Raw genomic sequence first — 23,321 nt, 5'->3', positions numbered from 1 at the left:
GATGAATCAAACCCTTTGCAGACACTGGAATATCATCACATGTTCGGGTAGTTCGGCCCGTCTCCGCCTTGCGGTGTCGTCCAGTTGATGTTTTGCGCAGGATCCTTGATATCACAGGTCTTGCAATGCACACAGTTCTGGAAGTTGATGACAAATCGCGTGTCCTTGCCAGCTGCTTCAACGAATTCATACACTCCAGCCGGGCAATAGCGCGCCGACGGACCCGCAAATTTGGGCAGGTTCTGTGCAACCGGTATCGACGCATCTTTCAGCTTCAAATGCGCGGGCTGGCTTTCTTCGTGATTGGTAAATGAAAACGCGACGTTGGTCAGGCGATCAAAAGACAGCGTGCCATCGGGTTTCGGATAGTCGATGGGCGTGTGCTTGCTGGCTTCTTCCGTCGCTTCAGCATCAGTCTTGCCATGCTTTTGCGTTCCCATCAGGGAAAACCCCAGCGTGTTGGTCCACATATCGAACCCGCCCAGCGTCAGCGAAGCCATCAACCCGTATTTGGACCACAAGGGTTTGACGTTACGCACTTTCTCCAGATCTTTTCCGATAGCGCCAGAACGTACTTCGTCCTCGTAAGCGCTCAGTTCATCCGCACTGCGCCCGTCCTGAATGGCCTTGAACGCGGCTTCGGCTGCAGCTTTGCCAGACAGCATCGCATTATGGTTTCCCTTGATCCGCGGCACGTTGACCATACCGACAGAGCACCCCAAAAGTGCAACACCCGGTGCCACCATTTTGGGCATCGACTGATACCCGCCTTCGGAAATCGCCCGCGCGCCATAGGCCACGCGTTTCCCGCCTTTCAGCAAATCGGCAACCATCGGGTGATGCTTGAAACGCTGGAATTCCATGTAGGGAAACAGGTGCGGGTTCTTGTAGTTCAGATGCACCACAAACCCGACATAGACCTGATTGTTTTCAAGGTGGTAGATGAACGACCCGCCACCGGCATTGCTGCCCAGAGGCCAACCCATTGTATGGGTCACGCGGCCTTCGTGATGTTTATCGGGATCAATTTCCCAGATTTCCTTCATGCCAAGCCCGAATTTCTGCGGCTCTTTCCCCTTGGACAGGTCAAATTTCTCGATCACTTCCTTGGACAGCGACCCGCGTACGCCTTCGGACAGGAAGACATATTTACCGTGCAGTTCCATACCGGGTTCAGAGTTGGGGCCTAGGCTGCCATCTTCTTCCAGACCGAATACACCGGCCACAACGCCTTTGACCTCGCCATTGTCACCGTAAACCAGTTCGGAACAGGACATGCCCGGAAAAATCTCGACCCCCAGCGCCTCGGCCTGTTCGGCCATCCAGCGGCAGACATTGCCCATCGACACGATGTAATTGCCGTGGTTGTTCATCAACGGCGGCATCGGAAAATTCGGGATGCGCAACTGGCCCGCTTCGCCCAGCATGTAGAAATTGTCTTCCTTGACAGGCACATTGATCGGTGCGCCCTTTTCCTTCCAGTCGGGGATCAACGCATCAAGCCCGACAGGATCAAGCACAGCACCGGACAGGATATGGGCACCGACTTCCGAACCTTTTTCCAGAACGACAACATTGATATCGGCATCAAGTTGTTTCAGGCGGATCGCGGCGGACAATCCGGCAGGGCCGGCCCCCACGATAACCACATCATATTCCATTGCTTCGCGTTCAATCTCGGCCATCTCGCGGCTCTCCTGTTCGTTAAGTGGCGCCCACCAATCTGCGCACGAAATAATCTTTCGCGATTGGCTATCGCAGCGGCGGCTTACTTGCAATCACGACACGGCGTAAAAACAGTCCAAAACGACTCTGTAAGTCTGAAACTGGTTCGATTTATCACTTTTGCCAGTTCGATGGCGACCCGACAGGCCTGTGTGGCGTTTCCGGCGCGTCCCCCATTAGATAGCGCGGCCCGGCGCCGTTGATCCTTGCACGGTCCTTGGGGTTATAGAGTTTGCATTTCGCCAGGCTAAGGCACCCGCACCCTATGCAGCCATCCAGTTGATCCCGCAAACGCTGCATTGCATCGATTTTCTGATCCAATACGGCACGAAACTGTATGCTGATCCGGCTCCAGTCGCGCTTGGTCGGGGTGCGCCCCATTGGCAGCCGGTCCAGCTCGGCCTTGATCTGGGGCAGAGAAAACCCGAATTCCTGTGCGATCATCACAAATGACAGGCGACGAATATCCGCACGTTCAAACCGACGGTGTCCGCCGGCATTCCGGTCGGGGTGAACCAACCCCATTTCTTCGTAATACCGGATCGCCGACACCGCCAGACCGGTGCGCTCTGCAACCTCTCCGATGCTTAGCATATAGGCCTCTCTTTCCCTCTTGACCTCAAGCTTACTTGAGGAATTACAAAGAGGCCACACAACAAAGGAGACTGACATGACAGCCCATCTGGAACACACGAATTTCACCGTTGCCAACGTGGATGCCACCGCCGAATGGATGTGCGATCTGTTCGGATGGCAGATACGCTGGGCCGGCCCGTCGATAGACAACGGTCGCAGCGTTCATGTCGGCACCAAAGACCATTACCTTGCGCTTTATTCGCCGGGCAATCCGCACAAGGCGACCGATAACAATTACAAAACGATTGGCGGTTTGAACCATGTTGGGGTTGTGGTCGATGACATCGACGCGATGGAGGAAAAGGTGAAAGCCGCCGGTTTTGTGCCCCAAAACCATGCCGATTACGAACCCGGAAAACGGTTCTATTTCCACGATCACGATGGCATCGAATACGAAGTTGTCGCCTATTCCTGATCGGCCTGATCGCGCGGGTCTGAATGATCCGCGCGTGTTCTGCTTGCAATCCCCCGCCGCTTTGGGTCAGGTATCTGCCAGAGAACTGACAGGTTGTATTAAGACCGTCGTAACGGCGTGGAAGAGTTTGAATGGAAAAGATACCTATGACCCGCGCGGGCCATTCCGCGCTGGAAACCGAATTGAAGCAGTTAAAGTCAGTTGAACGCCCCGCGATCATCAAGGCAATTGCAGAGGCGCGCGAGCATGGCGACCTTTCGGAAAATGCCGAATACCATTCCGCGCGTGAAAAACAGTCTTTCATCGAAGGCCGAATCAAGGAACTGGAAGGCGCGCTAAGCCTTGCCGAAGTTATTGATCCGTCCAAATTATCCGGCGCGATCAAGTTTGGCGCAAAGATAACGCTGGTCGATGAAGATACGGATGAAGAAAAAACTTGGCAGATCGTGGGCGAACACGAGGCCAATATCGAAAATGGCCTGCTCAACATCAAATCGCCTATTGCGCGCGCACTGATCGGCAAGGAAGAAGGTGACAGCGTTGAGGTCCGCACCCCGGGAGGCGAAAAATCCTATGAGGTTCTCAAGATCGTTTACGCGTAAAAGGTACGCCAGATGACCGACAAAGAGACCACACGCCCGACGCCCTTGGGCATTTATGATAAACCGCGCCGCGATGCTATTTCCGGAATCGAGGTGGCAGCGCTTGCCCTCAGCCTTTTGTGGTTGATGGGCACAGCGATTTTCTTTTTGTCTCTGCCCGATCCCGAGGATGCGCTGCCAAGCAACTTTGACAGCCTTCAGTTTCTGATGACGATTCTGGCGATATTCATGCCAATCGCCATGATCTGGGTTGCGGCAACGGCGGCGCGGTCGTCACGTGTGATGCGTGAAGAAAGCCAGCGCCTTCAGACCGCAATTGATGCGATCCGACAGGCCTATGTCGCGCAGAATCAGGGGCGGAACACGGCGTCTGAACCCTCTGTCGTGCGTAAACTGGACGAAATCGCTGCCGCCACACGCAAAACCGAAAGCGCGCTGGCTACGTTTTCCAGCCGTCGCGATGCATCGCCTGTGCGCGCGGCGCCACCTCCGGCTGACAGCTCTATGGGCGAAGAAAACCAAACCTCGCTGGCCCTTGGAACACGCGCCGAAGATATGGCGCCGCCGCTGGAACGCTCTGATTTCATCCGGGCCCTGAATTTTCCCGAAACCGCAGAAGATCACGAAGGGTTTGCAGCCCTGCGCCGCGCCTTGCAGGATCGATCGGCCTCGCAGTTGATACAGGCGGCACAGGATGTGCTGACTTTGTTGTCACAAGACGGCATTTACATGGACGATCTGCGCCCGGATATGGCCAGACCCGAGATATGGCGCCAGTTTGCGGCCGGAGCACGCGGGCGCAGCGTGGCCGCGTTGGGCGGTGTACGTGACAGATCGTCTCTGGCGCTCTCTGCCGGTCGCATGAAGCAGGATCCGATCTTTCGCGATGCGGCGCATCATTTTTTGCGCAAATTCGACAGGATGTTTGCAGAGTTCGAAAAAACAGCATCGGACGCGGAAATCTCCGCACTGTCCGAAACCCGCACAGCGCGCGCCTTTATGCTGCTGGGCCGCGTCGCCGGCACATTTGACTAGGCGACATGCCAAAGCCCCTTATCTGCTAGAGTCCAAAACTCGCGTAGGGAATATACCGCACCGGATCCCCTTTGCTGATGTCGCGCGCGCCATCGTCCAGTTCAACAAGGCCTTCAGCCCAGCTTAGCCCGCTGATCCGGCCTGACCCTTCGGATGCAAACACCTGCGCCTTGCCGTCGCGGATGCGGGCACGCAAGTATTCGCGCCGCCCCGGTTTCTTGCGCTTGTCGAAATCCGCAGGCACATCAAACCCCTGCGGGACCTGCCAGCGTTCGCCCGCCATCTGCGCCATCGCGGGGCGCGCAAAAACAAGGGTACAGACCAGCGCGGCCACGGGATTGCCCGGCAAGCCGAACACCGGCTTGCCGTTCCACAAGCCCAACGCCAAAGGCCGCCCCGGTTTGACGGCGATACGCCACAACGCCATGGCACCCGCCTGTTTCAATAGCGCCGACACATGATCTTCGTCGCCGGCCGATGCGCCACCGCTTGTCAGGATAACATCCGCTTCCAGAGCGGCCTGATCCAGCAATCCGCGCAGCGCGTCGCGGTTGTCAGGCGAAATACCCAAATCAACCGGTTCAAACCCGAATCGCGCGATCATGTTCAGCAGCATCGGGCGATTGGCATCAATGATCTTGTTGTCCTGCGCATCGCCGGTCACATCCACCAGCTCGTCACCGGTAGACACAACAGCAACGCGCAAGCGCTTGTGCGTGTTCACTTGCGTGACACCTGCTGCCGACAACAGCGCCAAGTCGGCAGCCCCGATCCGTTCTCCGGCGCTCAACACCTTGTCACCGGCGGAAAAATCCTCTCCGGCGCGGCGCGTGTTGGCGCCTTGTTTCAACGGGCCATGAAACGCAATCTGGTCTTGGCCAACTGTCACGTCTTCTTCCAGAATGACCGTGTCCACACCCGCAGGCAGGGCAGCCCCCGTCAGTATACGAACCGCCGACCCGTTTGGAACCCGATCCTTGAAATCGCCCCCCGCTGCGGCGCGGCCAGTCACCAGCGGCAGATACTGTGCACCCGATGGCACGCTGCCCGAAAACCCGTACCCGTCCACTGCCGAATTCGCGCGGGGCGGATTGGCCCGTTTTGCGAAAACCGGTTCGGCCAGAACCCGGCCCCTTGATTGCAAAACCGGTATCAGTTCGGTTTCGGTGACGGGGTTCAACCGATCACGCAGCATGGCCAACGCATCATCAACCGGGGTCCAGTCGACACCTGCGGGCAGCGCGAAACAATCATTCCTTAACGGGGGCGGCACGGGTTTATCCGGCGCAAGTTGCGCCTCGTGTCCAACCCCCAAAATCCAGCCCTCTTCCGGCGCGTCCACATCCAGCATCTTGCCCAGTATCACAGGGTCAAGGCGCGACAGGGTTTGCGCAACATTCCGGACCTGCCACGCGTCCTTGATCATGTTCTTGGGTGCGACCCCACCCAAAAGGCTGGGCCAGATTTCCACCACTGAAACAGGCCGGTCCAGCGGTTCGAATGGCCAGACCGAAAGCGTGTCAGGAAACGCGCGTCGCAGACGTGACAGAACCGGCAGCCCCATCATAACCTGCGATCCGACAGCACCCGCTCCTGCCAGTTGCCAGCAGGTGAACGCCCCGGGTGCCTGCGTTTCCACGCTTCGTCGGTCAGGAAACGGGTTAACGTATCCCTGCTTTGTACGCGGCAGACCTGTAATATCACGCTTTAGCCCATTGCCCCAGAACGGGCCATTTGTTCCCAGAGACAGATTGATTTCAGCAGCCATATCAAACCTGTTGTTTTGCGAACCGGCGTCTTTAATCCGGTTTTCAAACCAATCCCAAACGGCAAACGGATCGGTTTGCCCCGTCAAGGCATGCGCGAACCCCTTTGGATACCCGAACGGGAAATCAAACCCGATACAGCACCGGCGACCGGCCGACACCTCAACATTCAGAGTTTCCGTAATCCACTTTTCCGCCACCTGACGGTTGCGCAGATAAACCGGCGCTTCGGCGCCGCCTGCGCTTGCAATGCAGGCCCAGATCGCATCCTTTACCGGTGTCGGGCCACGATCATTTCCTCCGGACCAATCCACCATGATGAACGTGTCATAAGGTGTCACAATCCAACCTCGGACAGTATGAAATCTGCGATGGACACGGTATCGTTCAGATCAAATACCGGACGGTCCAGATCAAGCGGCACGTCCGAAGCGACAGCGCGCACCGTTTCATCATCCGGCGCGATCAACGGGTTGCCGGTTTCGGCGCGATGCGCTTCAACTTTGTGGTGCAGATCGCGTTTATAGCCTTCGATCAGCACCAGATCCACCGGCGCCAGCTTCTTCAAAAGCATGTCCAGCGTGGGTTCCTCTTCGGTGCGCAATTCATGCATCAATGCGAACCGGTTGCGCGACGCCAGCAAAACTTCGGTGGCACCGGCCACGCGATGCCGATGGCTATCCTTGCCCGCGTGATCCACATCAAAGGTGTGATGTGCATGTTTGACGGTTGAAACCGTAAATCCGCGCGCGGTGATTTCGCTCACAAGCCGTTCCATCAGCCCGGTTTTTCCAGCGTTTTTCCAACCGACAACTCCGAAAATTCTCATGATGCGGCCTCAAGTGCGGATTGCGCGGCGATCAGATCATCCGGCGTGTTGACGTTGAAAAAGGGATCAATCCCGTTTGTTTCGAACAAGGCTTCGCGCCCGGCGTGTTGATCTGTCCAGACCACAACCTTGCGCACACCATTGTTCAACGCCGCGCGCAGATCGTCGCGCAACGCGACCGGCCAAAGCCCGAAGGTCGGGTGGCGTACCTGGCCACGCTTTGCATCCGGCGTCGCGGCCAGAGCTAGCGGTGCCGCCATACCCTCAGCGGTGGCCAGAAGGCGCGGCACCAGATCACAGGGGAAAAACGGTGTATCAGCGGCGGCTGTCACAATCGTATCGGCGCCCTGATCTGCCGCCCAGTCCAAACCTGCCAGAACACCGGCCAAAGGGCCGACAAACCCGTCAATCGTATCGGGCAGAACAGGCAGGCCAAACGCTGCAAACCGCGCCGGATCGCCGTTTGCATTCAAGGCAAGCGATGCGACCTGCGGCTCAAGCCTGTCAATGACACGTCTCAGAATGGGAACACCGCCCAGTTTCAGCAGGCCCTTGTCGCCACCACCCATCCGGCTGGCAAGACCACCCGCCAGTATCACACCAAGAGGCTGCTTCATGTCTTGGCCCCCTTGCGGCCCGATTTTCTGGGTTCGTCAGCCACCTGATCCGGATCGGCGTCCCAGATCAGACGCTCTTCGCCCGAAAGGCATATAAACCTGCGCCCCCGCACCCGCCCGATCAGCGTCAGCCCGACATCGCGCGCGATTTCAACGCCCCACGCCGTAAAACCGGAACGCGACGCCAGCACCGGGATTCCCATAAGGGCAGTCTTGATCACCATTTCAGACGTTAAGCGCCCCGTTGTGTAAAGTATCTTGCCCTCGGGCTGGACCTTGTTCATCAGCATCCATCCGGCAATCTTGTCTACGGCGTTGTGGCGGCCAACATCCTCCATATAGACCAAAGGGCGGTCTCCTTCGCACAGAACGGTGCCATGGATCGCTCCGGCCTCAAGATAAAGGGACGGCGTGCGATTGATCTTTGCCGAAAGCGTATAGAGCCAGGACGTGCGCATCGTGGTTTCGGGCAAGGTGATCCCCTCCAGCCCGTCCATCATGTCGCCGAAAACCGTGCCCACGGCACAACCGCTTGTCCGCGTTTTCTTGCGCATCTTTGCTTCAAAATCGGTTTTGACCGCAGTGCGAACAACAATCGTTTCAAGGTCTTCGTCGTAATCGACACCGGTCACGACGTCCTCAAGGCTTAGCATGCGCTGGTTGCGCAGAAATCCAAGCGCAAGGTAGTCCGGATAATCCCCGATCGTCATCGCAGTCACGATTTCCTGGCTGTTCAGAAAAATCGTCAAAGGCCGTTCTTCCACTACGGAAATCTGGCTGACCTTGCCATCCTGATCCGTTCCGTCAACCGCGCGCGTCAGTCCCGGCGCAAACGGGTCGGGCGCGATGATGTAATCTGTTTGATCTTTCGACTTGGCCAATTGCATCCCCTTGATTTCGCAGCTAGGGCTGGCGTCCAGTTTAGGGGCAAGCGATGACTACCTCCACCACCAAATCAATCTTCTGGCAAGGCTTTCGAGACGGCGCGCCGTTTGTTCTTGTGGTCATTCCGTTTTCGGCCCTGTTTGGCGTTCTGGGCACCGAAGCCGGCCTGAGCGTGTTTGAAACCATGACGTTCAGCGTGGTTGTCATTGCAGGTGCGGCACAATTCACCGCTCTGCAACTGATGGTCGAAAATGTTCCAACCCTGATCGTTCTAGCCTCTGCGCTTGCCGTGAACCTGCGGATGGCGATGTATTCAGCGCACCTGACCCCCTTCCTCGGGTCAGCGCCGATCTGGCAGCGGGCGTTGGCAGCCTATTTCACCGTTGATCAGTCATATGCCTGTTCCATATCGAAATTCGAACGCGAACCGGCACTTACCGTGCCTCAGCGCATGGCGTATTTCTTTGGTGCGGTCACGCCGGTCTGCCCGTTGTGGTACCAGTTTACTCTGGTCGGCGCGGTGGTTGGCGGGCGTATTCCGGATTCGTTCGCGCTGGATTTTGCCCTGCCGATTACGTTTCTTGCCATGATCACCCCCATGCTGCGCACCCTTGCGCATGTCGTTGCTGCCGTCGTCGCAATTGTCATGGCCCTGATCTGTGCGGATGTGCCTTACAATCTTGGCCTGATCATCGCCGGTATGGCAGGAATGGTGGCTGGTGCGCGTACCGAGCTTTGGACACAAAACAGAAAGGTGGCTGTTCAATGATCGAACCAACCACACTTTGGACCGTCATCATCGGCTTGGGCATCGGGACGTTTCTGATCCGGTTTTCGTTTATCGGCCTTGTTGGCGACCGTGCGATGCCCGAATGGCTTTTACGCCACCTGCGCTATACGGCCGTCGCGGTCTTGCCTGCGCTTGTCGCCCCTTTGGTGGCGTGGCCTGCTGCAACCGGAGGCACACCGGATGCGCCGCGGGCGCTGGCGGCGCTTGCAACTGTGGTGATCGGCCTGCTGACAAAAAATGTCTTTGCATCCATCATCGGGGGCGCACTTACGCTGTTCGGAATGCTTTATCTGATCGGTTGACGATCACAGAACAGCCAGGGCGTCCACAACGTCTCCGGCATCGTTTTCATAGTATTTTTCGGTCTTCACGCCGGGGATCTGTTCGATCTGGTTTTGAAACCGGATCGGCGACATGGTCACGCCGATCTGGCTGAAGCCCGGCACCTGTGACAGCAACCGTGATGCGGCATTTGTACAGAAACCGCCAAACACAGGCCCGTTGCGGGTGGCAAGCTGATATGCCGCCTGTGCCTGCGCCTGGCTGATTACGATTTCCTGCGTCACCACGTGATGCGATGCGCGTGCATGCGAACTTCTGTAGGTTTGAAAGACCTGTGGTGTGATCCCGTAAAGCACATCGCCGCGTTCCGGTACGTTCGGGGTTCGGAACGATCCTGCCGGATCGAAAATGATCCGTTGCGGCCCGTTGATCATCAGGGCGGTATGCCCGCCTGCCCCTGTCTCGTTGTTGATCATCGTGATGACCGTCAGCTTCGACGGGCCTTCATCCCGGTAGGAGACTGCGGCAATCGATTCAGGCGTCGCCAGAATAGGAGAGCTTTCGCTGCACGCGACCAGGCCCAACATCAGGAACAAAGAAACCAGAACACGCATGATGTGAGCCTACCAGCTTGATCAGGTGATAAAGATCGCCATCAGAATGATGATTGCCATGATGACAATCACAGACCAAGTGGTGAAACGCATGAACCCGTCAAAGGTTTTTTCCTGCGTCTTGATATCCATATCGCCGTGTTTGTGGTCAGCCATTTGCTTTGTGTCCTTGTAGTCCATCGCTTGAACGCTGGTTAACGCATTTTCAAATCCGAGTCATCCCTTCAAAGCGACGCGATTGCTAGGCTTTTTTGCGGGCTTTCGTTTTGGCGGGCTTTTTTGCCAGCTTGGCGGTTTTTTCAAGATCTGCGGCCAGTTGAAACCCAATCCTGTTCGGTTCGGGCTGATCCGCCTGTTTGGGCAGGGCGCGCAGCAACACGTTCAGCTGGCTTACATGCTGGATCAACTGGGTTTTTATGCCGGTTGCTTCGGACCCGTAAAACGTAATGATATCAGGGTCGAAAAAACCCATTCCTTCGATCCGCAAAACGCCGGCGTCCCCCCCGGCAAAGCCCATCGCGACTTCGTGCTGGTTGTCCAGCTGTTCTTCGAAATTCTTTATATAAAGAATTATACGCTCATAGGCCCATTCCGCCGGGCTTTTCTGTTTGACCGGTTTTTTCGCAATATTTTTCTTCAGGGGCTTGGCATCGACGCATTTGCGGTTCGGATCTGTGTGCACTTCGTGCAGACGGGGCAACGCGTCGGCTTCGACCGCCTCTGCAGAAGTTTTGATTGCATCTTCCATCACTTAATCCTTGCGCTGATAGGCCCACGCGCCGTCTTCACGCCGGATGCGCGTTGCAAGACCCGTTTGGTAAAGGTGGCTCAGATGGGCTACGGATTCAACCAGGGCAAGGCCATATTCCGCTTCGCCTATCGATCTTTTGAACAGCGGGGCGAAACAATCACCCGCCGCCTTCGGGGAAGTGATGTAATCAAGCAACCGCGACAAGGCACCGTGATGGTTGTCAATCAACTGGCGCATCCGAAACGGCAAACCTGTGAACGGCAGTTTATGTCCGCCAAGAACCAGATGGTCAGGACGCGCATGTTGCCGCAACCGTTCGCAGGCTTCGATCCATTCGCCGATCGGATCGGCCATCGGTTCGGTTGCATAGACCCCGATATTCGGGCTGATCGACGGCAATATCTGATCCCCCGCCAGAACCAGATTGTCATCGCGGCTCCAGAATGTGGCGTGTTCGGGGGCGTGGCCGTTGCCAATATGAACATCCCAGGTGCGCCCGCCGATTTCGATCACACTGCCCTGCTGGATACGGGTATACCCCAGCGGCAATGGTGCGACGACATCGCCAAAATTGAACGGGCGTTCCGTGGCGCGTTTTTCAAGAATGGCAGGGTCCATGCCTGCGTCGCGATAAAAGGCCAGCGTTTCGGGCGCAGGCACCGGCTGCACATCCAGCGTCAGCATCCGCGCAAACAGCCACGAGGTGCGCGTGGTAACCAGTTCGGCGCCAAATTCCGCCTGAAACCAGCCCGCCAAACCGATATGGTCCGGGTGATAATGCGTTACAATCACGCGGCGCACAGGTTTTCCGGCCAGTGGCCCGTTTAGCAACTGCTGCCAGACGGTCTTGGATTTCCCGGTGTCAAATCCGGTATCGACAATGGTCCAGTAGCTGCCTTCGTCCAGCGCATAGACGTTGACGTGATCCAGCTTCATCGGCAGCGGCAAACGCATCCACAAGACACCTTCGGCAACTTCGATTGCCGTTCCGGGGTCTGGGGGTACGTCCCATGGATAGCGCAGCACCGGTTCGGGATCAGTCAAGGGATTGTCTTTCATGCCATCAGGTCTTCGGCAGTTATGGCAAAAAGCCCCGAAGCGCCAGCTTGGGCATGGGGCAAAAGACCGACATATTCGGGCAGCCGCCGCAAAATATAGAACCGCGCCAGTGCCTCGCGCGATGTGCCCGAGGCAGACAGGGCCGCCACCAGATGATGATGTGCGCCCAAAACCGCCGCAAACGCACGCAGATAAGGGTCTGCTCCGGCAAACCGTTCGTTCATGTCGGTTTGCGATACCATCCAGTCGGTGGCTTCGCGCAATGATTCCGATGCCTGCCAGACCGCTTCCGCAAGATCGGGCAGTCTGGTCCGGGCCTGTTCGGCAAAATCCTCGACCTCGTCCAGTAGCCTGTTGGCCATTTCGCCGCCATCCATCAGCTTGCGCCCCACAAGGTCCATCGCCTGAATGCCGTTCGTACCTTCGTAAATGGCGGTCACACGCACATCGCGGGCAAATTGCGCCGCGCCGGTTTCTTCGACATAGCCCATGCCGCCATGCACCTGAATGCCCGTGTCGGCAACGGATATGCCCGTGTAAGAGCCGAACGCCTTGGCAATCGGCGTCAGAAATGCGGCGCGCGCAGCCCAGTCTGTGTCCTGTGTCGCTGTATGCATGTCCGTGGCCACTGCACAGGACAGCGCGATCGCGCGCGCGGCAAATACGTCGGATTTCATCGACAGCAGCATACGCCGCACATCGGCATGATCGACAATCGCACCGTCACCCGAAACCGCCGTGCGACCCTGTTTGCGATCCATGGCATAGGCAAGCGCGTGCTGGAACGCAGCTTCGGCCACGCCGATGCCCTGACACCCGACGCCAAGCCGCGCATTGTTCATCATCGTGAACATCGTCGCCATGCCCTTGTTCGGTTCGCCCACCAGCCAGCCGGTGGCCCCGTCAAACTGCATGACGGCGGTCGGTGATCCGTGCAGACCCATTTTGTGTTCAAGGCTGACAACATTCAGGCTGTTCGCGGCACCTGCATTGCCGTTCTGGTCCGGCAGACGTTTCGGTACCAGAAACAGGCTGATGCCTTTTGTACCGGCCACACCATCTGGCAACCGGGCCAACACCAGATGGCACACATTTTTGGCCACATCATGGTCACCCCAGCTGATATATATTTTCTGGCCGGTGATGGCATATGTACCATCGTCATTCGGCACAGCTGCCGTGCGCAAGGCGCCGACATCGGATCCGGCCTGCGGTTCCGTCAGGTTCATGGTTCCGGTCCACGCACCAGACACCAGTTTTGGCAGGTACAAGGCCTTGATGGCGTCGCTGGCGTGGTGTTCCAGCGCCTCGATCTGGCCTTGCGACATCAGTGGCGCAAGCTGCAGCGAAAGACACGCGCCGCTCATCATTTCATTCACGGCTGTCGCCAGCGCAACAGGCAGCCCCATGCCGCCATGTTCAGGGCTGGCGCTGATCCCGATCCAGCCCCCTTCTGCAATGGCGCGGTAGCCATCTGCAAATCCGGGGGTTGTGCGCACGACACCGTTTTCAAGTCGCGCCGGTTCCTGATCGCCCGACCGTTGCAGAGGGGCCAGAACCTCGTCACACAGCTTGGCCGCTTCGGTCAGAATGGCCGATGATACATCTTCGGTCGCGTCACTGAACCTTTCGGTCGCGACAACCTGATTAAGTCCCACCACGGAATTCAGTATGAACTGGTATTCGGATACGGGCGCTCGGAATGACATTTGGGGCTTCTCCGGAACAAACCAGCGGCTTGGCAATCGCCTTGGCCGGCTATAAAGACATGTTGCTATTGCGGCCAAAACTATCGGCTCTGACCGCACACGCAACACAAACGCCGCGTAACAAAACATGCCAAACGACATCACACTGGGCCTGACAGCAACACAGGAAGGCGTTGCAAAGGCAGCCGAATTGCTGGCGGCGGGGTTGCTTGTCGCGTTTCCAACCGAAACGGTTTACGGTCTGGGCGCTGACGCCCGCAACAGCCAGGCCGTGGCGAAAGTGTTCGATGCCAAGGGCCGGCCAGCGTTCAACCCCCTGATTGTTCATGTGTCATCACCTCAACAAGCCCGACGCCATGTTGTCTGGTCCGATCTGGCACAACGCCTGGCCGATGCGTTCTGGCCCGGCCCGCTAACGCTGGTTTTGCCGCTTTGCCCCGATCACGGCATTTCACCACTGGTCACGGCAGGTCTGGACACGTTGGCAATCCGGGTTCCCTCCCATCCGACGGCGCAGGCGATCATGGACGCGTTTGATGGCCCTATCGCCGCGCCGTCGGCCAATCCGTCCGGGCGGATCAGCCCGACAACAGCTGATCATGTACGCGCAGGGCTGAACGGCAGGATTTCCGCGATTCTGGATGACGGCCCGTGCGCCGTTGGTGTTGAATCAACCATTGTCGGCCTGCAGAATCATCCGACCTTGCTGCGCGAAGGCGGTGTAACACGCGAAAGCATCGAACAGGTGATGGGCGCACCGCTTGAACTGCCTGCCGCCGATGCCCCGCTGACCGCACCCGGCCAGTTGCGATCGCACTATGCGCCGAACGCAAAGGTCAGGTTGAATGCAAAAACGGCGCATGCCGGCGAAATCCATCTTGGGTTTGGCCCGATCAGGGGGGATCTTAACCTGTCACCCACATCGGATCTGGCCCAGGCTGCGGCGCGATTGTTTGACTATCTGCATCAAATGGATGCAACCGACCAACCCATTGCCATTGCCCCGATACCCGATGTCGGACTGGGCCGTGCGATCAATGACAGATTGTTACGTGCCGCAGCGCCCCGCTGACCGGCCCGTTCACTCAGGCGTGGCCGGCAACTGCGGACAGGCTGATCGGGTCTACCCCGATTGATTTCAGCGCCGCTTCCCATTTCTCGCTTTCGGGAACATCGAACACCAGCTTCGGGCTTGCCGCACAGGTCAACCAGCCATTGCGCGTAATCTCGTTCTCAAGCTGGCCTTCACCCCATCCGGAATATCCAAGCATCAACAGCGCCTGTTTCGGCCCCTGCCCCCGGGCAAGATCTTCCAGAATATCCATGGTCGACGTCATGGAAAAACTCTCGTCAACCTCAAGCGTTTGAATGCGCGACAGGTAATCGGGCGAATGCAGCACAAAGCCGCGCCCCTGTTCGACCGGACCTCCAAAGCACACCTGCATACCCATATTTACCGCACCGTCTTCAACATCGACCTCAAGCTGTTTCATCAGGTCCGTCACCGTAACGTCGCTGACCGGTTTGTTGATGATCAGACCCATCGCGCCTTCGTCAGTGTGTGCGCACATGTAGACAACAGAATGATCGAACCGCGGATCACCCATTCCCGGCATTGCGATCAATAATTTACCTGTCAGGTCAAGCGGCATTGTCAATTTCGGCACCTCGATCCGCGGTTTGGACGCTACCCACAGCATGGCCCGAGCTTGCCTGTGCTGCAAGTTGCTTTGCCCTGATCAGCATCACAATGCCGGTTCAGACACATTCGCTAACCAGAACGTGACTTGGCATTTCAATCGACATGGCCCATCTGGAAAGGATGAGAACCAGAACAGCATCCAGCCTTCTGTGCATTGCCGCCTGTCTGGGCGCAGCCCCTGCATTTGCAGGCGATCCCTATACCGATGTCATTTCGGTCGAGGTTCGCCCCGGTTGGACGCAATCCAACGGCACCCACATGGCCGCATTGCACCTGTCGCTTGCGCCGGGGTGGAAAACCTACTGGCGCGCGCCGGGCGATGCGGGCATCCCGCCACAGTTCTTCTGGGACGGATCGCGCAATATCGGAACAATGGCGGTGTCTTGGCCCACGCCCATGGTGTTTGATCAAAACGGCATGCGGTCTGTCGGATACAAAGACGAACTGGTTATCCCGCTTCACATCACACCGGACAAATCCGGCAAGGATATCCGGATCAAAGGCGAAATCGAACTGGGCGTTTGCAAAGACATCTGCATTCCGCGCAGCCTGAAATTCGACCAGTGGGCATTGGCCGCAAATACGCAGCCCGATGCCGTGATCGCCGCTGCAATGGCCTCTGGCCCCTATAGCGCGGACGAGGCCGGCGTTCGTTCGGTCACATGCAGCCTTAGCCCGATCGAGGGCGGTCTTCGCTTGTCTGCAACAATCACGATGCCGTCATCCGGCGGCACCGAGTTTGCGGTTATCGAACCCGGCGATCCGCAAATCTGGGCGTCTGAATCCGTCAGCGAAAGATCGGGCGACCAACTGACAGCCTACAGCGATCTGATCCATGTCAGTCAAAGTGCATTTGCATTGGACCGGTCGGATGTGCGGATAACGGTACTGGGTGGCAAACACTCGGTCGATATCAGGGGCTGCAGCCCCGGCTAGGCGCGCCTTGCGGCCAGCAAGTATCCTGCTACCGCCACGATGTAAGTGACCAACGCAATCACTGCCGCCCCGATCAGAAACAGCGCCAACCCGGCGATTTCCGGTGACCATGACTGGAACGCGGGAAACACCGACAGGATCGGTGCCGGCAAAGTGCCCAATGCAATCGCCCAACCCAGCGTGGCGATCAGCCAGCCACAAACCAGTCCCCACGCCACAAAAAGCGCCGCCTTTATTCCTGCTGCCGATCCACGCAAGCCACGCCGCATCGCGCTGATCTGGCGGTTCACATCCTGCTGCATGGCCAGCAGGGATGGGACAATCAGCAACACCAGCACCATGCCAAACCCAAGTCCATAGACCAATGTAATCACGGTGGGTTTCAGAAACTGGGCCTGTTGGGATTGTTCGTACAACAGTGGCGCAAGGCCCAATACCGTTGTCAGGGTGGTCAACAGAACCGGCCGCAGACGATCCGCCGCGCCATCGATAATGGAAGGTATAAAACCGCGATCCTTTGCATATTCGTCCACGGTTGTGACCAGAACGATGGAATCGTTGATGATAATGCCGGTCATGCCCAGCAAGCCCACAACTGTAAACATGCTCAGCGGAACATCCCACGCCACATGCCCGTAAATGGTTCCGACCAGTCCGAACGGAATAATGATCATCACCACAACCGGACGCGTCCAACTGGAAAAAACCCACGCCAGAACAAGATAGATGCCCGTCAAACACAGGATCAGACCGGTCAATGCATCGGTCAGGAACGTGTCTTCCTGTTCCGACAAGCCAGAAAACCGGAATTCGACCTGCCGGTCGCTTGCGATCAGGGGCAGTATTTCCTCTTCCAGTTCGGTCATGATCTGTTCAGCCCGTGCCGGATCATCTTCGGACAAATCCCCCGTGACCGAAATCATTCTGATACCGTTTTCACGGCGCACAGTGGAAAATCCGGTCCGCTGCTGCACACTGACAATATCTGCCAGCGGTACATAGGCGCCCGTTGGTGTCCGCAACTGGGTGCGTTCCAGAAAATCTGCCGTCAGCTCTCCTTCGGGCAGTTCCACCCTGATTTCGGCACTGCGCGGCCCGTCCGGAAACGTTGCCGCTTCGATCCCGTTCAAACGGTTGCGCAAAACGCGGCCCAGAGTGTCAATCGTAAAGCCCAGTGCCCGCCCTTGCGCCGTCAGATCAAGGATCAGTTCTTCCTTGTCATAGGCCAGATTATCCTGAACCGCGGACACTTCGGGATAGCGCAGCAGCGCCGCCTGCAAATCCTGTGACGCGGCCTTGAGCGTGTCGGTTCCCGCCCCGAAGAACTGAACATCCAGCGCATCACCCCCCGGACCGGAGCGCCAGCTGCGGAACGAAACCGTTTCGACAAGTGGGTGATGGCGCACGGCATCCTGCAATTCGCCGACAAAGGCAAAGCTGGAATAAGGGCGCAAATCGGCATCAATCAATTCAACCGAAATACCCCCCAGAAGATCCTTGTCCTTGGTTTCAACGCCGGACAATCCGCGCCCCGCATTGCCGCCAATCTCGGCAATCACATAATCAAGCGGATTGCGCCCGTAGCGTTCTTCGTATTCGGCGCCCAGGGATTGAACCGCACGTTGCATTTCGCGCATCATCATCAATGTGTCCTGACGGGTTGCCCCTTCGGCCATCACAAAATTGCCGGTCACTGATCCACGCTCGGGCGCATTGAAAAAACGCCACTGCACATCGCCGCGAATAAACAGCGATACCTGACTGGCCAGAACCAGAATCACGCCGGCAAACACCGCATAGCGCGCCCAGATCACGCCAGCCATGAACGGGCGGAACATGCGCGACCGGAACCACATAAAGCCGCGGTTGACCTGTCGGCTGGGCCAATCGTACCAGTGCCGCTCTCCGGTATGGGCCAGTGCATGCGACATGTGATGCGGCAGGATCAGAAAACATTCCACCAGTGACGCCAGCAAAACCGCAATCACGGTCAGTGGAATATCGCGGATCAGATCACCGAAACGCCCCCCGATGGCCACTAGCCCGAAAAACGCAATGACGGTTGTAAGGGTTGCCGCAAAAACCGGCATTGCCATGCGGCGGGCTGCGTTTTCTGCTGCAGTGACCGGGTGTTCGCCATATCTGCGCGCCCGAAAATCTGCGTGTTCCCCGACGACGATTGCATCATCCACCACGACGCCCAACGTGATGATCAGCCCGAACAGACTGATCATGTTGATGGTAAGCCCCCCCAGGTACATCAGTGCAATCGCAGCCAGCATGGCAACGGGAATACCGGCCGCAACCCAAAATGCGGTGCGCGCGTTCAGGAACAGGAACAGCAGCATCACCACAAGCCCAAGACCCATCAGACCGTTATCCAGCAGGATATCCAGACGCCCCGTGATAGCCTCTGCGCGGGTTCGGATCAGCTCGATCTTGACGTCGGCCGGCAACACAGCCTGCATTTGCGCCGCTACGGTTTCAACCTGTTCCTGAATGCCGATGGCATCGCCTTTGTCGGACCGGTCGATGCGGATGGACACCGCCGGGTTATCCCCCACGAAATAGCTACGATTCCGGTCTACTCCTTCAACCCGAACCGTCGCGATATCCCCGATCGTCAGCTTGGACCCATCCGGGTTCGAACGCAGGACAATGCCTGAAATCTGCTCGGCGCTGCGCTTTTCAACACCGGTGCGCACCCGCGCATTCGCACCTGCGACATCCCCTGCCGGATCAGCATCAACCTCTGCGGCAATCGCAGCGGCGACCTCTGCCATCGAGATATCGTACCCGATAAGCTTCGCAGACGGCACCTCGACAACGGTTTGGGGCGCTGCCACACCGCGGATTGAGGTGCGGGTAACGCCTTCGGCAAAAAGGCGCGTTACGAATTCATCCGCGAAACGGCCCAGTTGATCCGGCCCGATCGGCCCCGTGATCACCACGTCTGTTACCCTGTCGCGCCATGCGCCCCGTCTTACGCTGGGGTCTTCGGCGTCTTCGGGCAGGGTCGTGACCGTATCAACGGCGGTTTGCACGTCATCCGCGGCGCGCGACATGTCCCAGCCCGGATCAAAATCAAGCGTAATGCTGCCCCGCCCCTCGCGCGAGTTTGAATTCGAACTTTCGACCCCTTCAACGGCAAGTAAAACAGGTTCAAGCACCTGCACTATCGCTGCATCTACATCTTCGGCGCCCGCACCTTCCCACTCCACCGACACGGTGACGTTGTCGAGGATCACGTCGGGAAAAAACTGCGCCCGCATATTGGGAAACGATGCAAGACCCGCGACAAGCAAAACCACAAGCAACAGATTGGCGGCTGTGGGATGACGCGTAAAGTAAGACAGCAATCCGCCAGCCGCATGAGGGATGTCCCGGACCATGGCCTACCCTCCCATACGGCTTTCGATCCGTTCGACCATTTGTTGCGGCACTTGCGACTTTTCCAGTTGCGCCAGAATGCGCGCCTTGGCTTCGGCGGGCATTTGTGTGCTTGCCTGCACAAACGCCACCAGTTTCGCGCGGCGCTCTGCACTCAGTTCCAGCATCGCCTGTTCTTCTATCGCGCGGCCCTCATCTCCGCGAAGGGGCCGCACGGCAATGCCGGCACCCAGCAAGGGCGAGCGCGACTCGACAACCTCGCGCCCTTCAAGTTCTTCGGCGCGTACGATCACATCATCCCCCTGACGGCGCAGAACCACCACAGGCAGGGATTCAAGCCGGTCTTCCCCGACAAGAACCAGCACGTTGCTTGCTGCATTCACAGCCGAGGATGGCAACAGATACACATTGTCCAAAGCTGGCTCCTGCACCGAAACCGTCACGAAATCACCCGGTTTGAAACCGGGGGCCTCATCCAGCCTTGCAAAGATAAGACGACCAGTCTGCCCGTTTCCCGCAACGGCACTGTCACGCTCGATATGGGCCCGAGCGGTCAAATCTATGCTGGCCACATCCAAAGTGACCGTGACCGGTGCAAGCAGCAGCTCACCGCTTTCGTCCAGCAAACGGCTGTACTGCGATGTCGATACCCGAAAAGACACCTCAAGTGCCTTTCCGTCAACCAGACTGGCAAGTTTTTCATTGGCGGCAACCAGACCGCCACGCACCACGCTGACATCTGCCAGCGTGCCGTCAAACTCAGCCACGACAACTGTATCATCCAACCGTCTTTCTGCCTCGGCCAGCGCTATACCGGCGCGCGACAGACGGGTCGCCGCCTGATCAACCCGTGCTTCGGCCTGCGCCACGGCCTGTCGGCGCGAAACGACAGCCTGCCGCGCCGAAGACGCTGCAAGTTCTGCAATCTCGACGGCGGCGGCCGTACCAACACCGCGTTCCTGAAGATCGATCTGTCGCTGCAGGGCGCGATCGCGCAATATGGCTTGCGCCTCGGCGGCAGTTTTGTCGTCACGCGCCAGATCAAGCCCGCGCGCTGCATCGCGCACTTCTGCCTCGGCATCACGCAAGTCGCTGGTAATGCGATCCAGCGCAGATTGTGCATCCGCAGGATCGATCCGTATCAGTGACTGGCCGGCCTTGACATCGCCGCCTTCCTGAAACGCATCCGCCAGTTCGACGATACGCCCCCCCGTCGCCGCCCGTATTTCAAGCGTCCGGCGGCTCTGAACTTCGCCAAAAGCGGTCAGAACAGGCGTCAGGGTTTGCGCCGTTGCTGTCAGAACGTTGACTGCAAACACCCGTTCGCGCGGCGCCTCGATAACCGGAGTGTCTGACAAACGGACCTGAATGGCCGATCCGATCATCTTACCAGCATACATTAACAAGGCCAGCGTCGCTGCTGCCAGAAACAATCCCGTCAGGCTTTGCCTGAGAAACCGCATAACTTATCCTTTGTTGGACCCTTGCGGGCCGACACTCTTAAACTAAAGAAGTGGCACGAAATGCCAAGCCACAAGAGTGTTAACGGAGAATTGTTTTATTTCCGTCGCTTATGCTCGTCCAAACGCGGCATAATCTCAACAAAATTGCAGGGCCGGTGCCGGTAATCCAGCTGTAGCCGCAAAATTTCGTCCCAGGCATCCTTGCACGCGCCCGGGCTTCCTGGCAGGGCGAACAGATATGTGCCACCAGCGACCCCGCCAGTCGCCCGTGATTGCACAGCGGATGTGCCGATTTTCTGCATCGAAACAATCGTAAACACGGTTCCGAACGCCTCGATTTCCTTTTCGTAAACATCCCGGTGCGCCTCGACCGTAACATCCCGACCGGTCAGCCCTGTACCGCCCGTTGTCAAAACCACATCTACCGAGGCATCCGCGATCCAGGCCCGCAACTGATCCGAAATAAGCGCCCGTTCGTCCTGAACGATCTTGCGGTCCGCCAGAATATGCCCCGCCTCGCTGATCCGGTCGACCAGCACCTTGCCTGATTTATCCTCATCCAGACTGCGGCTGTCAGACACGGTCAGAACGGCGATCCGGACCGGAACAAATTCCATGCTTTCATCAATTCTGGACATAGCCTAACCCCTTTCAAAAACCGCAAGCCGCACTGCAAGCACGGCGAAAATCCCGCCACTGATCCACGCAAGTGCACGCTCAAACCCTGACGATCCGGTCAGATACCGGCGCACCTGTCCGGCAAAGACACCGACGCCGGCATTGATCAGAAAGCCGCCAATCGCCAGAACCGATCCGAACACCAGAAACTGTCCCAGCACCGATCCATGATCCGGATCCACGAATTGCGGAACAAAGGCCAGCACGAACAGGATGACCTTTGGGTTTGTCAGGTTAACGATGAAGCCTGCGCGAAACGCATTTTTGACAGGCGCGGACAAACGCGGCCCATTGCCGAACCCGCCGCGGATCGCACCCAGTGCCAGCCACAACAGATAGGCCACACCGAACCACCGGATCACATCAAAAAGCCAGGGCACTGCCGCGACAGCCGCACCCAATCCGACACCTGCAAGCGAGACATGCACCATGGAACCCGCGGAAATGCCCGCACTGGCCGCAACCGCCGATGACGCGCCGGATCGGACACCCTGCCCCAGACAAAACATCATGTCTGCCCCCGGAGTGAGGTTCAGCGCAAGCGCGGCAGGCACAAAGGCAAGAAGTGTCAGCAGATCAACCATCGTTCAGTTTCGACTTCAGCGCCAAAAGATCGGCCCACGCCTGCGCCTTGGCCGCCGGATTGCGCAAAAGATAGGCCGGGTGGAACATTGGCAGAACCGGTTTTCCAAAAGCACTCTGCCACTGCCCGCGCAGCCGCGTGATACCCCGTTTGCCCAGTACAGCCTGACAGCTGATATTGCCCATAAGAACCAGAACATCGGGATCGGCCAGCGCCACATGACGCTCCAGAAACGGACGCATCATCGCTATCTCGTCGGGTGCCGGATCACGGTTCTGCGGCGGACGCCAGGGCAGAACATTGGTGATGTAGACCGGATTTCGCGCCGCATCCCGCGACATTGCGATCGCGGCCAGCATCCGGTCAAGCAACTGGCCTGCGCGTCCTACAAACGGCCGGCCTTCCCTGTCTTCGTCCCGCCCCGGAGCCTCGCCGATGATCATCACCCGCGCGGCGGGCACGCCGTCAGAAAAGACCAGATTGCGCGCACCCCGCTTCAATTCACAATGCTCGAACGCCGCCAGCGCCGCCTGCAGGGCTTCCAGTGATCCGGCGTTTCGCGCGGCCTGTTCGGCCTCTGCAACCGGATCCACTGCCGCGGCCATTGCGGAAGCAGGTGCAGGGGCTGCCGCCTGTTTGACCGGCGCAAGCTGAACTTCAAAGCGGTTGACCGGAACGTCGCCAATCGCCTCGGTCGCGCCCAGATCAATCTGCCAGTCCAGCAGCGCTTTGGCCGTGTGAAAATCCATTGATTCCATGCGCCCTACGCTATCCTGCCTGCGATCCGGTGAAAACGCCCAACTTCTTTTTGCACCAAATACGGAAACCCGGTCTTTCAGTTCCGCGCATCCGTC

At 58.0% G+C, this 23,321-nt stretch carries 24 protein-coding genes; 7 read left to right on the top strand and 17 right to left on the bottom strand.

Translation table 11 applies throughout. The features are described from left to right. Window positions 1-35: 35 nt before the first annotated feature. Together OLX72_RS09010 and soxR are read right to left on the bottom strand one after the other, a co-directional pair. Window positions 36-1,685 carry an electron transfer flavoprotein-ubiquinone oxidoreductase gene (locus OLX72_RS09010; protein WP_433990304.1) on the bottom strand — a complete coding sequence of 550 codons (1,650 nt, stop codon included), beginning with the start codon at window positions 1,683-1,685 and terminating at the stop codon, window positions 36-38. A 154-nt stretch (window positions 1,686-1,839) separates the two neighbouring features. Next, a complete protein-coding gene (soxR, locus tag OLX72_RS09005; protein ID WP_114871513.1) occupies window positions 1,840-2,319 on the bottom strand; it encodes a redox-sensitive transcriptional activator SoxR in 480 nt (159 codons plus the stop codon). Between the two features lie 76 nt (window positions 2,320-2,395). Here soxR and OLX72_RS09000 point away from each other — a divergent pair, with 76 nt between their 5' ends. From OLX72_RS09000 to OLX72_RS08990, 3 genes are all read left to right on the top strand, one after another. Next, the gene (locus tag OLX72_RS09000; protein ID WP_433990303.1) at window positions 2,396-2,776 is read left to right on the top strand and encodes a VOC family protein; all 381 of its coding nucleotides are present in this window, start codon (window positions 2,396-2,398) and stop codon (window positions 2,774-2,776) included. Window positions 2,777-2,907: 131 nt separating this feature from the next. Then, entirely contained in the window at window positions 2,908-3,378 is a 471-nt protein-coding gene (gene greA / locus OLX72_RS08995; protein WP_433990302.1) for a transcription elongation factor GreA, read from the top strand. Window positions 3,379-3,390: 12 nt separating this feature from the next. Further along, entirely contained in the window at window positions 3,391-4,413 is a 1,023-nt protein-coding gene (locus tag OLX72_RS08990; protein ID WP_114871516.1) for a hypothetical protein, read from the top strand. A 25-nt stretch (window positions 4,414-4,438) separates the two neighbouring features. Here OLX72_RS08990 and OLX72_RS08985 read toward each other — a convergent pair whose 3' ends face one another. The 4 genes from OLX72_RS08985 to OLX72_RS08970 are packed head-to-tail and all read right to left on the bottom strand — an operon-like array spanning window position 4,439 to window position 8,512. Then, a complete protein-coding gene (locus OLX72_RS08985) occupies window positions 4,439-6,520 on the bottom strand; it encodes a molybdenum cofactor synthesis domain-containing protein (RefSeq protein ID WP_433990301.1) in 2,082 nt (693 codons plus the stop codon). Beyond that, on the bottom strand, window positions 6,517-7,008 hold the full coding sequence (gene mobB / locus OLX72_RS08980) for a molybdopterin-guanine dinucleotide biosynthesis protein B (RefSeq protein WP_114871517.1): 492 nt from the start codon (window positions 7,006-7,008) through the stop codon (window positions 6,517-6,519). Before mobB ends, OLX72_RS08985 begins: the two co-directional genes overlap by 4 nt. After that, window positions 7,005-7,625, bottom strand: a complete 621-nt coding sequence (gene mobA / locus OLX72_RS08975) for a molybdenum cofactor guanylyltransferase MobA (RefSeq protein ID WP_114871518.1) — start codon at window positions 7,623-7,625, stop codon at window positions 7,005-7,007. The genes mobB and mobA overlap by 4 nt, the downstream gene beginning before the upstream one ends. After that, window positions 7,622-8,512, bottom strand: coding sequence for a formate dehydrogenase accessory sulfurtransferase FdhD (locus tag OLX72_RS08970; protein WP_114871519.1), 891 nt, complete (start codon window positions 8,510-8,512; stop codon window positions 7,622-7,624). Before OLX72_RS08970 ends, mobA begins: the two co-directional genes overlap by 4 nt. Window positions 8,513-8,559: 47 nt before the next feature. On the opposite strand from OLX72_RS08970, the gene OLX72_RS08965 reads away from it, so the two are divergent. Both OLX72_RS08965 and OLX72_RS08960 read left to right on the top strand, forming a co-directional pair. Continuing rightward, window positions 8,560-9,279 carry an AzlC family ABC transporter permease gene (locus tag OLX72_RS08965; protein ID WP_114871520.1) on the top strand — a complete coding sequence of 240 codons (720 nt, stop codon included), beginning with the start codon at window positions 8,560-8,562 and terminating at the stop codon, window positions 9,277-9,279. Further along, window positions 9,276-9,602: an AzlD domain-containing protein gene (locus tag OLX72_RS08960; RefSeq protein ID WP_114871521.1), complete on the top strand. Its 327-nt coding sequence runs from the start codon at window positions 9,276-9,278 to the stop codon at window positions 9,600-9,602. The genes OLX72_RS08965 and OLX72_RS08960 overlap by 4 nt, the downstream gene beginning before the upstream one ends. A gap of 3 nt (window positions 9,603-9,605) precedes the next feature. On the opposite strand, the gene OLX72_RS08955 is transcribed toward OLX72_RS08960, so the two are convergent. The 5 genes from OLX72_RS08955 to OLX72_RS08935 all read right to left on the bottom strand — a co-directional run bounded on the left by OLX72_RS08955 (window position 9,606) and on the right by OLX72_RS08935 (window position 13,715). Continuing rightward, the gene (locus OLX72_RS08955; protein ID WP_433990300.1) at window positions 9,606-10,196 is read right to left on the bottom strand and encodes a hypothetical protein; all 591 of its coding nucleotides are present in this window, start codon (window positions 10,194-10,196) and stop codon (window positions 9,606-9,608) included. A 21-nt stretch (window positions 10,197-10,217) separates the two neighbouring features. Next, entirely contained in the window at window positions 10,218-10,352 is a 135-nt protein-coding gene (locus tag OLX72_RS08950; protein WP_114872436.1) for an aa3-type cytochrome c oxidase subunit IV, read from the bottom strand. 85 nt (window positions 10,353-10,437) lie between these two features. Continuing rightward, window positions 10,438-10,944: a DUF6173 family protein gene (locus tag OLX72_RS08945; RefSeq protein ID WP_114871523.1), complete on the bottom strand. Its 507-nt coding sequence runs from the start codon at window positions 10,942-10,944 to the stop codon at window positions 10,438-10,440. A 3-nt stretch (window positions 10,945-10,947) separates the two neighbouring features. Then, the gene (locus OLX72_RS08940) at window positions 10,948-12,006 is read right to left on the bottom strand and encodes an MBL fold metallo-hydrolase (protein WP_433990299.1); all 1,059 of its coding nucleotides are present in this window, start codon (window positions 12,004-12,006) and stop codon (window positions 10,948-10,950) included. Beyond that, entirely contained in the window at window positions 12,003-13,715 is a 1,713-nt protein-coding gene (locus OLX72_RS08935) for an acyl-CoA dehydrogenase (protein ID WP_433990298.1), read from the bottom strand. The genes OLX72_RS08940 and OLX72_RS08935 overlap by 4 nt, the downstream gene beginning before the upstream one ends. 127 nt (window positions 13,716-13,842) lie before the next feature. Here OLX72_RS08935 and OLX72_RS08930 point away from each other — a divergent pair, with 127 nt between their 5' ends. Continuing rightward, window positions 13,843-14,787, top strand: a complete 945-nt coding sequence (locus OLX72_RS08930) for an L-threonylcarbamoyladenylate synthase (RefSeq protein WP_114871526.1) — start codon at window positions 13,843-13,845, stop codon at window positions 14,785-14,787. Between the two features lie 13 nt (window positions 14,788-14,800). Here OLX72_RS08930 and OLX72_RS08925 read toward each other — a convergent pair whose 3' ends face one another. After that, window positions 14,801-15,415, bottom strand: coding sequence for a YqgE/AlgH family protein (locus OLX72_RS08925; protein ID WP_254684645.1), 615 nt, complete (start codon window positions 15,413-15,415; stop codon window positions 14,801-14,803). 122 nt (window positions 15,416-15,537) lie between these two features. Between OLX72_RS08925 and OLX72_RS08920 the strand changes: the two genes are divergently transcribed. After that, window positions 15,538-16,353: a protein-disulfide reductase DsbD domain-containing protein gene (locus tag OLX72_RS08920; RefSeq protein WP_254684646.1), complete on the top strand. Its 816-nt coding sequence runs from the start codon at window positions 15,538-15,540 to the stop codon at window positions 16,351-16,353. Here OLX72_RS08920 and OLX72_RS08915 read toward each other — a convergent pair. The 5 genes from OLX72_RS08915 to OLX72_RS08895 all read right to left on the bottom strand — a co-directional run bounded on the left by OLX72_RS08915 (window position 16,350) and on the right by OLX72_RS08895 (window position 23,225). Next, window positions 16,350-19,745, bottom strand: a complete 3,396-nt coding sequence (locus tag OLX72_RS08915; RefSeq protein ID WP_433990297.1) for an efflux RND transporter permease subunit — start codon at window positions 19,743-19,745, stop codon at window positions 16,350-16,352. The genes OLX72_RS08920 and OLX72_RS08915 overlap by 4 nt on opposite strands. 3 nt (window positions 19,746-19,748) lie before the next feature. Continuing rightward, window positions 19,749-21,206, bottom strand: coding sequence for an efflux RND transporter periplasmic adaptor subunit (locus OLX72_RS08910; protein WP_433990296.1), 1,458 nt, complete (start codon window positions 21,204-21,206; stop codon window positions 19,749-19,751). A 95-nt stretch (window positions 21,207-21,301) separates the two neighbouring features. Further along, window positions 21,302-21,844: a molybdenum cofactor biosynthesis protein B gene (gene moaB, locus OLX72_RS08905; RefSeq protein WP_114871530.1), complete on the bottom strand. Its 543-nt coding sequence runs from the start codon at window positions 21,842-21,844 to the stop codon at window positions 21,302-21,304. Between the two features lie 3 nt (window positions 21,845-21,847). Further along, complete coding sequence (locus OLX72_RS08900) at window positions 21,848-22,468, bottom strand: LysE family translocator (RefSeq protein WP_433990295.1); 621 nt, start codon at window positions 22,466-22,468, stop codon at window positions 21,848-21,850. Further along, window positions 22,461-23,225, bottom strand: a complete 765-nt coding sequence (locus tag OLX72_RS08895; RefSeq protein ID WP_433990294.1) for a uracil-DNA glycosylase — start codon at window positions 23,223-23,225, stop codon at window positions 22,461-22,463. Before OLX72_RS08895 ends, OLX72_RS08900 begins: the two co-directional genes overlap by 8 nt. Window positions 23,226-23,321 lie beyond the last annotated feature (96 nt).

Origin of the sequence: Sulfitobacter sp. TBRI5 (assembly GCF_051013555.1) — a bacterium.
Taxonomy (GTDB): domain Bacteria; phylum Pseudomonadota; class Alphaproteobacteria; order Rhodobacterales; family Rhodobacteraceae; genus JL08.
Note: the sequence above shows the minus strand (reverse complement) of the source record. Positions and strands in the feature narration are given on the sequence as shown.

Bases quoted from the DNA above. Each gene is read 5' to 3' on its own strand.
- OLX72_RS08930 (WP_114871526.1), top strand. From the start codon at position 13,843: ATGCCAAACGACATCACACTGGGCCTGACAGCAACACAGGAAGGCGTT.
- OLX72_RS08920 (WP_254684646.1), top strand. From the start codon at position 15,538: ATGAGAACCAGAACAGCATCCAGCCTTCTGTGCATTGCCGCCTGTCTG.
- OLX72_RS08955 (WP_433990300.1), bottom strand. From the start codon at position 10,196: ATGCGTGTTCTGGTTTCTTTGTTCCTGATGTTGGGCCTGGTCGCGTGC.
- OLX72_RS08990 (WP_114871516.1), top strand. From the start codon at position 3,391: ATGACCGACAAAGAGACCACACGCCCGACGCCCTTGGGCATTTATGAT.
- OLX72_RS09010 (WP_433990304.1), bottom strand. From the start codon at position 1,685: ATGGCCGAGATTGAACGCGAAGCAATGGAATATGATGTGGTTATCGTG.
- OLX72_RS08950 (WP_114872436.1), bottom strand. From the start codon at position 10,352: ATGGCTGACCACAAACACGGCGATATGGATATCAAGACGCAGGAAAAA.
- OLX72_RS08900 (WP_433990295.1), bottom strand. From the start codon at position 22,468: ATGGTTGATCTGCTGACACTTCTTGCCTTTGTGCCTGCCGCGCTTGCG.
- OLX72_RS08960 (WP_114871521.1), top strand. From the start codon at position 9,276: ATGATCGAACCAACCACACTTTGGACCGTCATCATCGGCTTGGGCATC.
- OLX72_RS08925 (WP_254684645.1), bottom strand. From the start codon at position 15,415: ATGCTGTGGGTAGCGTCCAAACCGCGGATCGAGGTGCCGAAATTGACA.
- OLX72_RS09000 (WP_433990303.1), top strand. From the start codon at position 2,396: ATGACAGCCCATCTGGAACACACGAATTTCACCGTTGCCAACGTGGAT.
- mobA (WP_114871518.1), bottom strand. From the start codon at position 7,625: ATGAAGCAGCCTCTTGGTGTGATACTGGCGGGTGGTCTTGCCAGCCGG.
- OLX72_RS08915 (WP_433990297.1), bottom strand. From the start codon at position 19,745: ATGGTCCGGGACATCCCTCATGCGGCTGGCGGATTGCTGTCTTACTTT.
- OLX72_RS08945 (WP_114871523.1), bottom strand. From the start codon at position 10,944: ATGGAAGATGCAATCAAAACTTCTGCAGAGGCGGTCGAAGCCGACGCG.
- OLX72_RS08895 (WP_433990294.1), bottom strand. From the start codon at position 23,225: ATGGAATCAATGGATTTTCACACGGCCAAAGCGCTGCTGGACTGGCAG.
- greA (WP_433990302.1), top strand. From the start codon at position 2,908: ATGGAAAAGATACCTATGACCCGCGCGGGCCATTCCGCGCTGGAAACC.
- soxR (WP_114871513.1), bottom strand. From the start codon at position 2,319: ATGCTAAGCATCGGAGAGGTTGCAGAGCGCACCGGTCTGGCGGTGTCG.
- OLX72_RS08935 (WP_433990298.1), bottom strand. From the start codon at position 13,715: ATGTCATTCCGAGCGCCCGTATCCGAATACCAGTTCATACTGAATTCC.
- mobB (WP_114871517.1), bottom strand. From the start codon at position 7,008: ATGAGAATTTTCGGAGTTGTCGGTTGGAAAAACGCTGGAAAAACCGGG.
- OLX72_RS08965 (WP_114871520.1), top strand. From the start codon at position 8,560: ATGACTACCTCCACCACCAAATCAATCTTCTGGCAAGGCTTTCGAGAC.
- OLX72_RS08940 (WP_433990299.1), bottom strand. From the start codon at position 12,006: ATGAAAGACAATCCCTTGACTGATCCCGAACCGGTGCTGCGCTATCCA.
- OLX72_RS08910 (WP_433990296.1), bottom strand. From the start codon at position 21,206: ATGCGGTTTCTCAGGCAAAGCCTGACGGGATTGTTTCTGGCAGCAGCG.
- OLX72_RS08970 (WP_114871519.1), bottom strand. From the start codon at position 8,512: ATGCAATTGGCCAAGTCGAAAGATCAAACAGATTACATCATCGCGCCC.
- moaB (WP_114871530.1), bottom strand. From the start codon at position 21,844: ATGTCCAGAATTGATGAAAGCATGGAATTTGTTCCGGTCCGGATCGCC.